This is a genomic window from Streptosporangium sp. NPDC051023 (assembly GCF_040689595.1).
Classification (GTDB): domain Bacteria; phylum Actinomycetota; class Actinomycetes; order Streptosporangiales; family Streptosporangiaceae; genus Streptosporangium.
Genome location: NZ_JBFBCE010000108.1, coordinates 1 through 13,901 on the forward strand (window position 1 = coordinate 1; position 13,901 = coordinate 13,901).

The 13,901-nt window shown below is 69.2% G+C and carries 15 protein-coding genes; 6 read left to right on the top strand and 9 right to left on the bottom strand.

All coding sequences use genetic code 11. The features are described 5' to 3' along the window. Positions 1 to 211 precede the first annotated feature (211 nt). Positions 212 to 769 (bottom strand): hypothetical protein, encoded by a 558-nt coding sequence (locus tag AB0395_RS42020; RefSeq protein ID WP_366291964.1) that lies wholly within the window; start codon positions 767 to 769, stop codon positions 212 to 214. A gap of 122 nt (positions 770 to 891) precedes the next feature. On the opposite strand from AB0395_RS42020, the gene AB0395_RS42025 reads away from it, so the two are divergent. After that, the gene (locus AB0395_RS42025; RefSeq protein WP_366291966.1) at positions 892 to 2,421 is read left to right on the top strand and encodes a histidine kinase; all 1,530 of its coding nucleotides are present in this window, start codon (positions 892 to 894) and stop codon (positions 2,419 to 2,421) included. A gap of 132 nt (positions 2,422 to 2,553) precedes the next feature. Continuing rightward, positions 2,554 to 3,210 (top strand): response regulator transcription factor, encoded by a 657-nt coding sequence (locus tag AB0395_RS42030; RefSeq protein ID WP_366291969.1) that lies wholly within the window; start codon positions 2,554 to 2,556, stop codon positions 3,208 to 3,210. Positions 3,211 to 3,277: 67 nt separating this feature from the next. Here AB0395_RS42030 and AB0395_RS42035 read toward each other — a convergent pair whose 3' ends face one another. Both AB0395_RS42035 and AB0395_RS42040 read right to left on the bottom strand, forming a co-directional pair. Further along, positions 3,278 to 4,708: a hypothetical protein gene (locus AB0395_RS42035; RefSeq protein ID WP_366291972.1), complete on the bottom strand. Its 1,431-nt coding sequence runs from the start codon at positions 4,706 to 4,708 to the stop codon at positions 3,278 to 3,280. Then, on the bottom strand, positions 4,705 to 5,181 hold the full coding sequence (locus AB0395_RS42040) for a SigE family RNA polymerase sigma factor (protein WP_366291976.1): 477 nt from the start codon (positions 5,179 to 5,181) through the stop codon (positions 4,705 to 4,707). Before AB0395_RS42040 ends, AB0395_RS42035 begins: the two co-directional genes overlap by 4 nt. Positions 5,182 to 5,315: 134 nt before the next feature. On the opposite strand from AB0395_RS42040, the gene AB0395_RS42045 reads away from it, so the two are divergent. The 3 genes from AB0395_RS42045 (at position 5,316) to AB0395_RS42055 (ending at position 8,052) form a co-directional block, all read left to right on the top strand. Further along, positions 5,316 to 6,500 carry an esterase-like activity of phytase family protein gene (locus AB0395_RS42045; RefSeq protein ID WP_366291979.1) on the top strand — a complete coding sequence of 395 codons (1,185 nt, stop codon included), beginning with the start codon at positions 5,316 to 5,318 and terminating at the stop codon, positions 6,498 to 6,500. A 335-nt stretch (positions 6,501 to 6,835) separates the two neighbouring features. Continuing rightward, complete coding sequence (locus AB0395_RS42050) at positions 6,836 to 7,243, top strand: MarR family transcriptional regulator (protein ID WP_366291982.1); 408 nt, start codon at positions 6,836 to 6,838, stop codon at positions 7,241 to 7,243. Between the two features lie 53 nt (positions 7,244 to 7,296). Then, a complete protein-coding gene (locus tag AB0395_RS42055) occupies positions 7,297 to 8,052 on the top strand; it encodes an SDR family oxidoreductase (RefSeq protein WP_366291984.1) in 756 nt (251 codons plus the stop codon). A gap of 220 nt (positions 8,053 to 8,272) precedes the next feature. Here AB0395_RS42055 and AB0395_RS42060 read toward each other — a convergent pair whose 3' ends face one another. Next, complete coding sequence (locus AB0395_RS42060) at positions 8,273 to 8,695, bottom strand: YjdF family protein (protein WP_366291986.1); 423 nt, start codon at positions 8,693 to 8,695, stop codon at positions 8,273 to 8,275. Positions 8,696 to 9,097: 402 nt separating this feature from the next. Here AB0395_RS42060 and AB0395_RS42065 point away from each other — a divergent pair, with 402 nt between their 5' ends. Beyond that, a complete protein-coding gene (locus tag AB0395_RS42065) occupies positions 9,098 to 9,733 on the top strand; it encodes a hypothetical protein (protein WP_366291988.1) in 636 nt (211 codons plus the stop codon). 161 nt (positions 9,734 to 9,894) lie between these two features. Here the strand turns inward: AB0395_RS42065 and AB0395_RS42070 are convergent, their stop codons facing one another. From AB0395_RS42070 to AB0395_RS42090, 5 genes are all read right to left on the bottom strand, one after another. Further along, on the bottom strand, positions 9,895 to 10,545 hold the full coding sequence (locus AB0395_RS42070; RefSeq protein WP_366291991.1) for a hypothetical protein: 651 nt from the start codon (positions 10,543 to 10,545) through the stop codon (positions 9,895 to 9,897). Between the two features lie 4 nt (positions 10,546 to 10,549). Continuing rightward, positions 10,550 to 12,493 carry a M48 family metalloprotease gene (locus AB0395_RS42075; RefSeq protein ID WP_366291993.1) on the bottom strand — a complete coding sequence of 648 codons (1,944 nt, stop codon included), beginning with the start codon at positions 12,491 to 12,493 and terminating at the stop codon, positions 10,550 to 10,552. Positions 12,494 to 12,496: 3 nt separating this feature from the next. Next, positions 12,497 to 12,982, bottom strand: a complete 486-nt coding sequence (locus AB0395_RS42080) for a hypothetical protein (protein WP_366291996.1) — start codon at positions 12,980 to 12,982, stop codon at positions 12,497 to 12,499. A gap of 181 nt (positions 12,983 to 13,163) precedes the next feature. Next, positions 13,164 to 13,400: a helix-turn-helix transcriptional regulator gene (locus AB0395_RS42085; protein ID WP_366291999.1), complete on the bottom strand. Its 237-nt coding sequence runs from the start codon at positions 13,398 to 13,400 to the stop codon at positions 13,164 to 13,166. After that, positions 13,394 to 13,822 (bottom strand): hypothetical protein, encoded by a 429-nt coding sequence (locus AB0395_RS42090; RefSeq protein WP_366292001.1) that lies wholly within the window; start codon positions 13,820 to 13,822, stop codon positions 13,394 to 13,396. Before AB0395_RS42090 ends, AB0395_RS42085 begins: the two co-directional genes overlap by 7 nt. Between the last annotated feature and the right edge of the window lie 79 nt (positions 13,823 to 13,901).

The following is a 13,901-nucleotide window of genomic DNA, read 5'->3' on the forward strand; positions in this document are numbered from 1 at the left end:
AAGCGAGAAAGGCATCCGCTGGGGCGGCCGTCCACTCGCACCGGCAGCTTGAGACGCTCACCCAACCCGGTGATCGTTTCCGGTCACAGCACTAGCGTCGCCACAGGGTCGGTTTTCACCCGCCGTCGATATTCAGGCTTCGGACGCCCCTGGGAACCCCGAGGAGATCCGCGTGCCGGAGACGCCGTCGTCTTCTGGGTTTCCCTAAAGGTCACGCGCCGGAGTCGCCGGTGGTTTGGCCGACTTTCTTGGGGAACAGTGTGTAGCTCACCGGCCAGAGCACGGCGATCACCGGGATCCGCACGAGGCTGAGCATGAAGTCGGTCAGGCCGGTCGTCCGGGAGGGATCGTCGACCATCCACATCAGGCCGAACAGCAGGGCGCAGGCGATGCCGTACGCGAGGACGATCCTCAGCCACATGACCCATTCGTAACGGGCCCTGGCCATGCCGCCCGCCGGGGGTTTCCAGGGTTCGGGGCCTCCGGCGAAGCGGTGGGCGAACTTCTCGTCGGCCCATTTGAGGGTCCGGTGGCCGAAGACGATCGAGTAGGCGAGGTATGCCGCGGCCAGGCCGTGACGCCAATCTCCCTCCGCGCCCGCGCGCATGTCGAAGATGGCGGCGACCAGCAGGATCACGTCGAGCAGTGGCACCAAAAGCAGCAGGATCGTGCTGAGACGCCGCAGGCCCCACAGGTAACGCGAGGCGAGTCCCAGCCCGAGGAGGACCCAGAAGCCGATCTCGCAGCCGATGATTATCGCCAGAACCATGGTTCAAGGATCGATGGGGATCCCTGGCGGGACATCGCCGACGCTGATGAACCGGTGTACATCCTTATGTGTACGGCGGACCCGCCTGCCGTCGGATCAGCCACCCGGCACGAGATGATGAGATGAAGCGCATGAGAAAGGACGCGCTGTGGGCACTGGCGTGCTTCGTGGGTGGCCTCGCCATGCTCGCCGCGGGTGCCTACAGCCACCGGCCGACGCCGGGCTATCTGTTCCTCATCGCCCCCGATTTCCCCGAGACCGTGCCCGCCTACGTGCTCACCGTACCGCTGCTGATCACCTGTCTCGGTGTCGCGGTACGGCGGCGCTCCCCGGTCGGCGCCCTCGCCCTGGGCCTCGTCGCGATCACGGCTGACCTCCTGGTCGGATACTCCCTGGCCACGGTCGTCATCTTCACCGACAACCTCTACTCGGCCACCCTGTACGGCCCGGCCAGGCTGGGCAGATGGCTGCTCGGCGTCTCCTCGGTCCTGTCCGTCGTCGGCGGCGCCGTGATCGGGTTCATCTTCCAGGACCTGGCCTCTCTCACGGTGGCCGTCGCACAGTTCGGCCTGGTCGGGGTCACCCCGGTCAGCACCGCGCTGATCGTCAGGCAGTTCAGGACCCAGGCCGAGTCCGAGCGGGCCAGGGCCGAGCAGGTCGCGCGGCTGGCCGAGCTGGACCGGCGGGCGGCGGTGAACGCGGAGCGGACCAGGATGGCGCGTGAACTGCACGACATGATCGCCAACCACTTCAGCGCGATCGCCATCCAGTCCACGGCGGTGCTCTCCCGCAGGGACCTCGACGCGGAGACCGTACGGGGCGTCCTCGAGTCGATCCGGGAGAACAGCGTCCAGGGCATGGCCGAGATGCGCGCCATGATCGGGCTGCTCCGCCAGGACGGGGAGGAGGTCGAGGCGACCCGGCGCCGGGTGGCCGAGGCGGACCAGCTCGCGGCGCGGGCGCGGGAGGCCGGCCTGGAGGTACGGCTGCGCGTCGAGGGCGAGGCCAGGGAGCTGCCCGCGGCGGTTGACCTCGCGGGGTACCGGATCATCCAGGAGTCGCTGACGAACGCGCTCAAGCACGGCGGAGAGGCCGTCGACCTGGTGATCGGGTACCGCCCGGGCGTGGTCACGCTCATCGCGGACAATCCGGTGGGCGACGCGAGACGACAGCTTTCAGAAGCGCAGGAAACGGCGTCCGGCGCGGAGCGAGAGCTTTCCCACGCCGACCTCGAACTCTCCGGTGCCGGACGGGAGATCGCCGGCGCCGAGCTGGGGCGTCCTCCTGTGAGTCCGGAGCTCTCCGGCCCGAGGCGGGGCATCTTCGAGGCGAGGCGGAGATTCTCCGAGGCGTCGCAGGCGGCGCGGGGACTCCCCGAGGTGGGACAGAGACCTCACGGTGTGGGCAGGAGTTCCGCCGAGGAGGAAAGGAAGCTTTCCAGAGGTCGCCATGGACCTCACGAAACGGGACGAAGACTCTCCGACGGTGTCGGATGGGGGTCTCGGGACCCGGGAAGAACGCTTCCCAGCGCCGGGGCCGGGATCGTCGGGATGCGGGAGCGTGCCGCCCTGGTCGGCGGCTCCTTCGAGGCCGGGCCGTACGAGGGTGGGTGGCGTGTCCAGGCCGAACTACCCACCGGGGAGATCTTGTGACGCCCGCGCCCCCGGCAGGAAGACCTTGTGACACCCGCCGCACCACCCAGCAGGACAACCGCATGACACCCGCCGCACCACCCGACAGGAAGACCTCGTGACACCCGCCGCACCACCCGACAGGACAACCGCATGACGATCAAAGTTCTCGTCGCCGACGACCACGCGGCCGTCCGTACCGGGATCGTTCTCATCCTCGACGGTCATGCGGACATCGAGGTCGTCGGGCAGGCCGCGGACGGTGAGCAGGCCGTGGCGATGGCTCGCGCGCTACGGCCTGACGTGGTGCTGATGGACATCCGGATGCCGAAGCTGGATGGAATCTCCGCGACGCGTGAGTTGAGCGGGATCACGGACGTGTTGATTCTGACCACCTTCGACATCGACGAGTACGTCTTCGGCGCGCTGCGGGCCGGGGCGGCCGGGTTCCTGCTCAAGAACACCGACGCCGACGGGCTGGTCGAGGCGGTGCGGGTGGTGGCCAGGGGGGACGGTCTGATCTCCCCGTCGGTGACCCGGCGGCTGATCTCGGCTTTCGGCACGGCCGTCCCCGGACGCGGGCCGTACGAGGGGGGTGGTTCAGCGCCCGAGGTGAGCGGGCTGACACCGCGCGAGCGCGAGGTGCTGACGTGCATCGGGCGAGGCCTGTCGAACGCGGAGATCGCCGCCGAGCTGGACATGGCGGAGGCGACCACGAAGACCCACGTCAGCAGGCTGCTGAACAAGCTGGGTCTCCGCAGCCGCGTCCAGGCGGCGATCCTGGCCCGGGAGCTCTCGTCGGAGACATAGCCGGGGCACCCGGGCCCGCTCCTCCTCGGAGATCGCGTGCTTTTAGTTCATGTAAGACCGCGTGCTTTTAGTTCATGTAGGGGAGGGCGAGGAGGTTCACGACCGTGAATTCCTTGCCGCCGCCCTTCTGAACCTGCGCGCATGTCCTGATCTTTCCGGTGGGGGCGGGGGCTCCCGACGGGCGTGTGAGGGGGACCGAGGCCGCGTCGACCTCCCCGCACTCCTCCACCTGCCTCTCGTCCGCGTCCCAGTAGACGATCGAGGTGGGTGAGGAGGAAACGCCGACTCCGTACCCTCCCCCGTTGGTGCGGTCGCCGATCCCGCCTGCCATTCCGCTGATGGGGTCGTACACCACTTCCGACGGCACGTACCCGGACGCGGTCCCTCCTCGCTGCGAATATCCGAAGAAACCGACGAACCCTCCCGTCCTGCCGGTGAGGAGGGATGACGATCCGCCCGCGCGCCCCAGGCCGGGCACGGTTCTGCGATCCGAGCCGTCCACCCGCTGCACCAGGGCCGCGTCCCCCTTCGCCCCGAAACACCAGACCGGACCACAGCGGAGACCGTCCACCCCCTTCGGGACGTTCACCTCGGTGGTCGTCCCCGTCTCCAGGTTGACCAGCTTGGTCTGGTTCCCCGCCCCGGTGTCCTGCTTCCCGTCGACGTCGGCCGCCCACGGCCACGACAGCAGGTGGAGCCCGTCCGTTCCCGCGATCCGCCCGGGGGCGCCGCCGCTCAGCGGCATGCGGTACACCCCTCCGGCCTTCACCGACCACACGAGGGAGTCCGCCGTGACGCCGATCCGGGTCACCTCGGCGAGGGCCCCTGTGACCTCGCCGACGCGCTTGGCCGTGCCGCCTGCCCTGGGCACCACCCAGAAGTCGGCCCATTTGTCGGGTGTGTTGGGAGTCTCGCCCCACCACGCGATGTAGTCGGTCCCCGCCTCGACGTCCTGCGTGTAGTAGTCCTTCCCCTCCTTCGGGGTAGGCATCTGGGTGAGCACGGTGCTCCGGCCGGTCATCGTGTCGTAGACCTCCAGCCTGCCCACCTTCTCGAACGAGGACTCGGCGGACAGCAGCAGTTCCGTGGCGCTCAACCCCGTGATGGGCCGGTACTTCGAGCCGTCCGCCGCCTTCGCGGGAATCCAGGACACCGTGGCGGGCCAGACCTCCGCGGCGGGCCGTACGGTGGGGCTCTCGGAACTCGTGCCGTCCCCGGAGCTTTCCTCCGGAGACGGCACGGCCGTCGGCGTGACCTCCGTCGTGAGGACATGCCCGTCTCCGCCCTCGCCGGAAGAGACTCCCCTGCCGACGGCCGTGCCCCCCGCCACGACCGTGACCACTCCCGCGACGGCCAGCGCCGACTGCAGCCGCCTTCGCGTGCGCCGCCTCGACCGCCTCAGCTGGACCGTCCCGGCCAGGTCTCCTTTCGGTTCGGGCGCGGCGTCCGCGGCGTCGGCCAGCAGGCGGATCAGCTCCGCCTCACTCCTGTCGTTCATCTCACCGCCTCCGTTTCGGCAGGGGCCACCCGGACCCTGAGTTTGTCCAGCGCACGGGCGGCCTGACTGCGCACCGTGCCACGTGAGATGCCGAGCAACCCGGCGATCTCGTCATCCGGAAGATCCTCGTAGTACCGCAGGACCAGCACCGCCCGTTGTTTCGGCGGCAGGCCTTTCAGCTCGTTCCACAGACCGGTCTCACCGGGGTAGTCGTCGGTGTAGGCGGCCTCAGGGACCGCCGCGACCAGGCGTTCCTTGCGTAACCTGCGCCAGAGGCTGATGTGCAGCCGAGCCATGGTCGTGCGGACATACCCCTCTGGATCATCCTTTTTCCTGATCCTGGACCACGCATCCCCCAGACGCGCCAGCGCCTCCTGGGTCAGATCGGCCGCGTCCTCGGCGTTGCCGGTGAGGACGTATCCGTACCGGTACAGAGCACTCCCCCTCGCGGCGACGAAATCGGTGAACTCCACGCCTCCAGGGACGCATGGGGGTGCCGTTCTGTTGCATCTCCCTCCAACAAGACCGTCCTCGGGCGCGAGGTTCTTCGCTGTACGGCCCGCGGCGCAACATCGGCCGTTCACATGGATTGCCTAACCTGCCCGCCATGAGACGACGCATGGCGATCACGTTTGGCGTGGCCGTACTGGCGCTGGCGATGTCCGCGCCCGCGATGGCCGACCCCTGGCACCCCGGCTTCGGACGGGCGACCCTGACCGGGCTGGCCTCCCTGCCCGCCCAGACGTTCGTACCCGGCAGTGAGCCGTCGGGCGCCCAGCTCGGCACGGCTCCGATCAACGGCGTGACGCCGCCGTTCGCCGCGCAGCCGGTGCAGGGCTTCAGCGGTGTCGTACGGCGCTACGACGGCACCTTCGACGTGCTGTCCGACAACGGCTACGGCACCAAGGCCAACAGCGCCGACTTCCTGCTGCGGGTCCACCGGGTCAAGCCGAACTTCCGGCAGGGCAAGGTCGAGGTGCTGGGCGGGTTCAACCTGAGCGACCCCGACGGCCACGTGACCTGGCCGCTGACCCGCCCCGACCGGACGCTGACCGGCGCCGACTTCGACGTGGAGTCGATCGTGCGGACCGTCGACGGGACCTACTGGATCGGTGACGAGTTCGGCCCGTTCCTGCTGCACTTCTCGCCGACGGGCAAGCTGCTCGAGGCGCCGATCTCGCTGCCCGGTGTGAAGGCGCCGGAGAACCCGTTCCTGAACGGCGAGCAGCCGAACCTCGCCTCGAGCAAGGGCTTCGAGGGGACGGCGCGCTCGGTCGACGGCCGCACCCTCTACCCGCTGCTTGAGGGGACCGTGGCGGGCGACCCCGCGGGAACGTTGCGGATCAACGAGTTCGACCTGCGTAAGCGGGCCTACACCGGCAAGCGGTGGACCTACCAGCTGGACAGCCCGAGCAACGCGATCGGCGACATGATCGCGGTCGACCGGCATCGTTTCCTGGTGATCGAACGCGACGGCCTCCAGGGCGACGCGGCCAAGACCAAGCGCATCTACCTGGTGGACACCCGCGACCAGAACCTGCGCAAGACCCAGGTCGCCGACCTGCTCGACCTCGCCAACCCCCGCAACCTCGGCGGGTTCGGGGAGACCTTCCGCTTCCCGTTCCAGACCATCGAGGACGTCGTGATCCTCGACGACTGGACCCTGGGCGTACTGAACGACAACAACTTCCCGTTCTCCGCAGGCCGTACGCCGGACAAGCCCGACAACGATGAGTTCATCACCGTACGGCTGTCGCGCCCGCTGCTGGCCGACCCTCGCGTCTACCGGTGAACGTCCGCCGGCGAACGTCTGCCGGTGAACGTCTGCCGGTGAACAAGCCGGTGAACGGCTGCCTGTGAACGGCCTCCGGTAAGCGATCATCCGTGCACGGGTCCGCGGGCCCTCCCCGGCAGGAGGGGAGAGCCCGCGGAGTCGAGGAGTTGCGGCGCGCGACCACGAGGTGGCGGGGCCCGCGAGGAGGCCTTCGTCTCCGCCTGAGCGCCGTCGGCCTCGTTGTATGAAATGTAAAATTACATACGTGGCGCATCCTCTACAACCCCTCCGGCGACGGACGAGGAGCGGAAGAGCGGTTGACATCAGTTAATGGATTAACTAACTTCCGAGAGATGGAGGACGGCTACAGCCTGCTGGACGGCGTGATGTACGCGCTTCTGGCTCGGCTGGGCCCGCACAAGCGCCAGATCGCCACGGGTCTTGAGACGCTCGGCCTGCACCTGGGCCAGGAGGTCTACCTGGCCCAGCTCTGGCGCGAGGACGGCCTGTGCCAGGGCGTTCTCGCCGCCCGCACGGGAGTCACCCCCGCCAACGTCACACAGGTGATCCGCCGGATGGAAGGGCAGGGCCTGGTCGTACGGCGGCGCGACGACACCGACGGCCGCATCCAGCGGGTCTGCCTGACCGACGCGGGCAGGGCACTGGAGGGGCCCGTCACCGAGCTGTGGCGGACCGCGGAGACGGCCTTCCTGTCCGAGCTGACCCAGGCACAACGCAACGCCCTCCTCCGGCTGAAGTGATCGGAAACACAGATTCGGTCTTGCCCATTTAGTTAATCGGTTAAGGAGTTTCCATGGATCTGGGACTGAACGGCCGCACTGTGATCGTGACCGGGGCATCCGGAGGCATCGGCAGGGAGATCGCCCGTGGTTACGCGGCGGAGGGCGCCGACGTGGTGCTCACCTACTGGAACTCACGCGACGACGCCGAGACGCTGGCGAAGGAGATCGGCGAGCACGCCCTGGTGGTCCCCTACGAGCTGGGCGACCCCGCCTCCGCCGAGGCCCTGCTCTCCGCCGCCCTCGGGTGGACCGGCCGGGTCGACGTGCTGGTCAACAACGCGCTGCGCGTACCGGGATGGAGGCCGACGCCGGACGACTCCTTCGAGAACGCGCCCGACGATGAGTGGCTCCAGATGCTGCGGCACAACATCGAGGGCTACATCGGGCTGAGCAGGCTGGTCGCCCCGGTGATGCGCGAGCGCCGTTTCGGGCGCCTGGTGCACATCTCCAGCGGTCTCGTGGACGACGGCATGATCGGCGCGGAGTACTACACGGCGGCCAAGGCCGCGCTGCACGGGTTCAACCGGTCGGCGGCCTTCAGCCTCGGCAGGGACGGCGACATCCTGTCCAACGTGGTCCTGCCCGGCCTCACCACGACCGCGCGCAACGAGTCGCTGATCGGGCAGATGGGCCACACCTACAGCGACCGCGCACCCATCCGCCGCCTGCTCGACGCGAGCGAGGTGGCCAACGCGGTCGTCTATCTCGGCTCGGCGGCCAACACGGGAATCACGGGCCAGGCCATCTCCGTGACCGGCGGCGTCTGACCCCCGTCGTCCTCGTGACGGGTTCGTGCCGCCCTGCCACGTGCCCCAGGGCGGCACGTCCCGTGCCCAACACCGAACCTTCCCTCCCTGCCGTGTGTCCCGTTGCCCGACCCCTCTCTGCCGTGTGTCCCGTTGCCCGACGCCGCCCTTGCCCGCCCGGCCACGTGTCCGAGCTCCCCGAAAACGCGTCACGGCGGCCCGGCCACGTGCTCCGGCGGCGTCACCTGTCCCGGCGGCGCTCGATGCGCTTTCTCCTGGCGACCTCGCGCCTGTACTCGGCGAGTTCCCGCTTCCGCGCACCGTGGTCGACCGCCGCCTCCTGCTTACGGTTCTCCAGCTCGACCCGCATGGCCTCCTGCGAGGCCGTACTCCTGGTGGAGACGCGAGCGGCCTGACGGGCGGCGAGCTTGGCGGCGCGTTTGGGGTTGACCCGCCCCGCGGCGCGCGTGTCCGCGGGTACGGCACGCGCGTCCGCGGTCCGCGTCAGGAGCGCGCTCCCGTGCCGCATCAGGAACTCGTACAGCTCCGGGTCGGTCGGCTCGGAACCGAGGACGAACCGCGTCGCGCGGAGCTCATCGTCCTCGACCATCTCCAGGACACCGACCCAGAAAGGGCCCTCGAAGTAAACGGACAGCGAAACCATGACGCCCTCCCAGGGGTATGCCGACAGGCGGCCTGACGAGGCCGCTTCCGGCACACCGGACATCCCTGGAGAGGGCGGATACGACAACCATTGCCCGGGCTACCAACCGGACCGCGATTTCGTGTGCGACAGCAAGGATACGTCCCGGTGGGGCGCCCGGCGAGCCGTACGAATCCCGGACCTCCCGTCGGCGAGCCCAAAAGGACTTACCGGCGAAAAGAACCGGTGTCATCAGATGTTCAAAACGCCCCCTCGATACGCCACTCGCATTCAGGACCGTGCGCGCCGTTCCCGGAAAGATCCTGACCGTGGGATAGAAGGGAGCAGGCATCACTCCCCCGGCGCCGTCCGACAAGGCTCCCTGGGAGCGTGGGCGCTCGCCCACGCGAGAAAGGATAATGAATGCGCAAGCAGGCCTGGAAAAACACCCTTATTCCGATTTTCGCCACTGCAACCGCATCATTGGCGTTCGTCGTCACACCGGCCGCATTCGCATCGCCCGCGTCCGCGCGGGAGGTCCCCCCATCCTCCTCAGGAGTCACCGCGGAAAGCCGCGACCTCGACACCTGCAACAGGAGCTGGCACAGGGGGCGGAACACCCAGATCGAGGTCATCACCAACGGAACGCCGCAGACGATCACGAACACCGCATGGACCGATCTCAGCTGCGGTTCGGTGAACGTCCAGGTGCCCAAGGGCGTGACGGCGCACCTCACCGTGTGGGTGAACGCCGAGATCCGCTGCAAGGGACCGAGCGACACCGGCTGGTGCGGGGGCCGGGTTCTCGCCGACGGCCAGCTCCTCAAGCCCAGCAACGAGGACGGCACCGGCGACTTCGCCTGGGACACCGCGGAGCCCGGGATCTGGCGCTGGCACTCCGGCTCGATGATCCGCGCCGGGATCGTGAAGTGCCCCGCGGACAACTCGACGGCGAACTGCGACAAGAAGATCACCGTTCAGGTGGCCAGTCCCAACGCGAACACGGAGTTCTGGGTCGACGACACCATCGTCCGCGCCGAACTGATCAGGAACTCGTGACCTCAACCCCGTGACCCCGACGGCGCGACGTCGACGCGTCAACGGCCGCGCAGGGCGCCTTCGCACAGAGGGCGCCCCGCGCGGCCTGACGCCGCAAACCGCACGTCACTTCTCGGCCCGGCGAACACCTCTCGGCCCGGCGAACGCTCCCGGTCAGCGCGCTAGCGTCCCGCGACCGTGCCCATCTTCGCCGCCGCCCGGTTGACGACCGCCTGGGCCGTCTTGGCGTCGGGTGGTGTGAAGGCGAGCTGACTGAGGACCATCACGGTGCCGCGGGTTCTCGCCAGGACCAGGACCTCGCCGTAGGCCCACGAGTCGTTGGTGTTCGCGGTGATCCACAGGGCCTTGCTCCGCTCGCCGACCCCGGACATCTTGACGGGGGTGACCTTCAGGGTGATGACGGCCGCTTTCTCACCGCGGTAGGCGTGGCTGAAGGTCGAGCAGTTGCGCAGCACGCCCAGGACGCGGTCGAGGTCGAGGTCGGCGGTGGCGACCGAGGGGTAGCGTCGCAGGGTCTCCAGGACCCAGGGGCCGAACTTTCCCTTGGCGAAACCGGCGGTGGCGTACTCCACCCCGCGGAACCGAGGCTTGCTGAACTCCAGCTCGTCGAGGACGGCCGAGCACGCCGGGCTGGAGCTGGCGTCGTAGGGCTCGTAGGTGGGCTTCCAGGCGTTGTACCCGGCCGGAAGATCGGCGACGCCGAGGAGACCGCGCCAGAGCTGAGGCTGGAAGTCACCGTAGGCCGGGCCGGACAGAAGCACGAGGACGAGGGGGATGAGGAGGATACGGCCGAGCGTTCCGGTGTGGGACACGGAGTCACCAACCTTCGACGGGAAACGGGGAAACGGGGTCCGGCACGGACCTGCCGGGGTAGCGGTTGAGGTGGTCGCAGCGCCTGACGAACGCGGTCCACGCCACCGCGGCCAGATCCTGTGATCGGGCACGGGCGCCGCGCAGGAACATGTCGCCGACCTGGCGCAGCAGCGGATCGTCGGAGTCTCGCAGCAGCTCGCCGAGCCGTGCTCGCGCGGGGTGGTCGGCGGGGGCGCCGAACGCGGCCGTGCCCACGGTGTACAGGCCCAGGCAGATCGCGCCCGCCTGGGTCGAGTCGGGCAACCGCGCCGCCTGCCCGACCGGGACCGGGGTGGGGGCCTGGGCAACCAGCAGCGGGGCGAGCGGCAGCACCAGCACGAGGGGCACCGCCGGCAGGAGGGCGGCGGCGGCCGGCGCCGTACGCACGCGGGGCCACAGGGCGAGCGAGGACAGGAACACCAGCAGCATGAGGAACAGCGCGACCTGGGGTGTGATCACCAGGGCCGCGAGGTCGGCGGGTCCCCACCGCTCGGCCGCCGCGAGCCGGGCCGCGACGAACCAGGTGCCCATCACAACGGCGAACAACAGGGCGGCGAAGGGCGCGGCGTACCGCCACGCGCGGGGCCCCGCTCCGGGGATCCAGGCGCGGGCGGCCAGGGCCAGCCAGCCGGTGATCAGTGTGGTCAGCAGGAGGAGCACCGCGACCATCCAGATCGCGGTGCCGGGGAGGATCTGGTCGAGGGCGGCCACGGCCGTGTAGTCGGGCGCGCCGCTGAGCCAGAGGTTCCACTGCACGCTCGACCGGGGCGCGAGGAGCGCACCGATCACCAGCCCCGCCCCCAGCGCGACTCCCGATCCGAGCGTCGCCCCCCAGGTGAGGGTCCGGGCCGACGCGGCCCGCCAGAGGCCCAGGCCGACGACGCCGGAAACGGGGAAGGCGGCCACGGCGCCCGCGGCCCAGTAGGCGACGAGGGACGGCACGGGGAGCACCGCCTGCAGGATCACACCGAGTTCGTCGACGATGACTCCGGCCGCGATCCCGGAGGCGACGGCCTCGGCGACGGAGGGCCGCATGAGGAGGGCGGGGGAACGCAGAACCTCCAGACGGCGGGCGATGCGGGGATGAAGCCGCAGCAGACCGCGCCGCTCCTGCCGTCCGCCGGACAGCAGGGCGTCCATCTCCACCGGCCTGTACTGGCCGGCCCGCAGGTCGGCGTCGTGCTCGCGGGCCCTGATCGCGGCGGCGAAGGTAGCGGCGACCAGCAGCGCGAGCACGGCGTTGCGCCAGGTGACGGAGAACGCCGGGGTGGCACCGGTCGTCATCGCCGCCGACAGCCCCATCGGCACGACCGTCACCAGCGCGAGGCAGATGGCGGCGAACATGGCCAGGTAGGTGCGGTCGACGTCCCGGTTACGCAGGTGGCCGAGCTCGTGGGCGAGCGTCGCGGTGACCGTGGACGGGTCCGTCACGGCGTAGAGGCGGATGGACCCGGGGAGCATGACGCGGTAGCGGGGATACCGGCCATAGGTGAACATCCGCGGCAGCAGGCCGCGGCCGCTCACCATCAGCACCGGCGGCCGGGACAGGCCAGCCTCCTCGACGGTCGCCCGTACGGCCTCAGGCCAGGGAGCGTACGGCTCCGCGCGGTGCCAGCGGGTGATCATCGCGGGCGCGGCCACGTACGCCAGCACGACCAGCACGGCGACCAGCGCGGGACCGGCCAGCGGTGCCAGCGACTGGAGCACCAGGATCCGGGTCGAGCAGTCGAGGAAGTCCGCGACCTGGGCGAGCTGCCCGCACGCGCCGTTCTGCGCGCGCCAGCCGTCCCGCGCGAGCACCAGGAACCAGTAGCCGCCGAAGAACGCCCCGGCCGCGACCGTGAGGAACAGCAGCCGCAGGCGCTCGGTGCTCGGCGGCGGCAGGGAGAACGCGTCGATCTCCCGCATGGTTCACGCCCCGGGCCCGGTGGGATCGGCGTCGCGTTGCAACTCGCCGACGACCGCGTCGGCGAGCAGCTGGGCCCGCGCCTGAGGCATGCCCAGCGCGCGGGCCCGGGAGAGGACGGACTCGCCGATCCTGCGGCGTTGCGCGTCGTCGAAGGGCGGCAGCGGCTGCTCGACGGCCTGCCGCCGCTCCCTGCTCCCGCGCCGGAGCAGCCACCCGAGGACGCCCCGCGCACCGCTGCGGGAGTGTTCGGTGATCTCCTCCCTGGCGGCGTCCAGCACGGCGCCGCCGACGAAGCTGACGACGACGGGCGCCCAGGCGGCGACATCGGCCAGGATGCCCGAGCCGAGGAGTCGCTCCCCCTCACGCTCGATGTCGCCGGGGTTCTTGACGTACAGTGCCCAGATCTCGGGCAGAAAGGGCAGCTCTTCGGGGCCGAGCCTGGCGAGAACCGCCTCGACGAGCTCGTAGGCCGTACGCTGTCGCGACATTGACGCTCCCGATGGCAGGAGTCAAGGCGTACTAGAAGCTACTCCTTTCGGCAGGGAATCGCCGCTATTTCTTCGGCCTTTATGCCATTGACACCATACGAAAGCGAAGCGTTCATCTCTGGGCATCCCACACCGATACGACGCTTCATTTCAGAGCACCCGGCCCGGCAGGAGAAAAATGTCATTCAGGATAGGTGTCGAGGGTTTCGGGGTACTGGAACACGTCGTCGAGCGGGACGCCGAGCACCCGGGCGATCTTGAACGCCATCTCCAGGGACGGCGAGTATTTGCCCTGCTCGATGGCGATGACGGTCTGGCGGGTCACGCCGATGCGGTCAGCCAGCTCGGCCTGCGTCATCTCCCCACGCGCGAACCGGAGAGCGCGGATCACGTTCGTGACCTTGGTCGGCTTCACCACGACGGAAAACCCCTGCGGTAAGCGAAGATCTTGGCGGCGGATCCGAGAACCGACGACAGCACGAACGCCAAGTAGATCACGTTGGCGATCCAGAAGTGGTTCACCTCGGCCATCGACATGCCGAGCGCCGCCACGCCGCCCGCGATGACGAACGACTGGCCGATGTACTCACCGAACCGGCTGATCTCCCGATCTCGCTGGTCCTTCCTGTCGGCGTCCCGGGGTGAGACGATCGCCATCGCGATGTCGAGCGCGATCGTCGCGACGATCGCGGCGCCGACGGTCCACAGCAACGTCGACACGTACGGCACCGCGGTGAGAGGGGCGCCCCCTGCCCGTCCAAGGATGATCACGAGGTAGGTCGCGTACGAGACGACCGTGACCACCAGCATGATCCATGCGCGCTTCTCTTCGGCCGTCATGCCATCAATGTAAAACAAAGCCAACGCAATGTCTACTTTCCTTTACATCGCTCCGTGTGAGACATCCATCCATTACGCC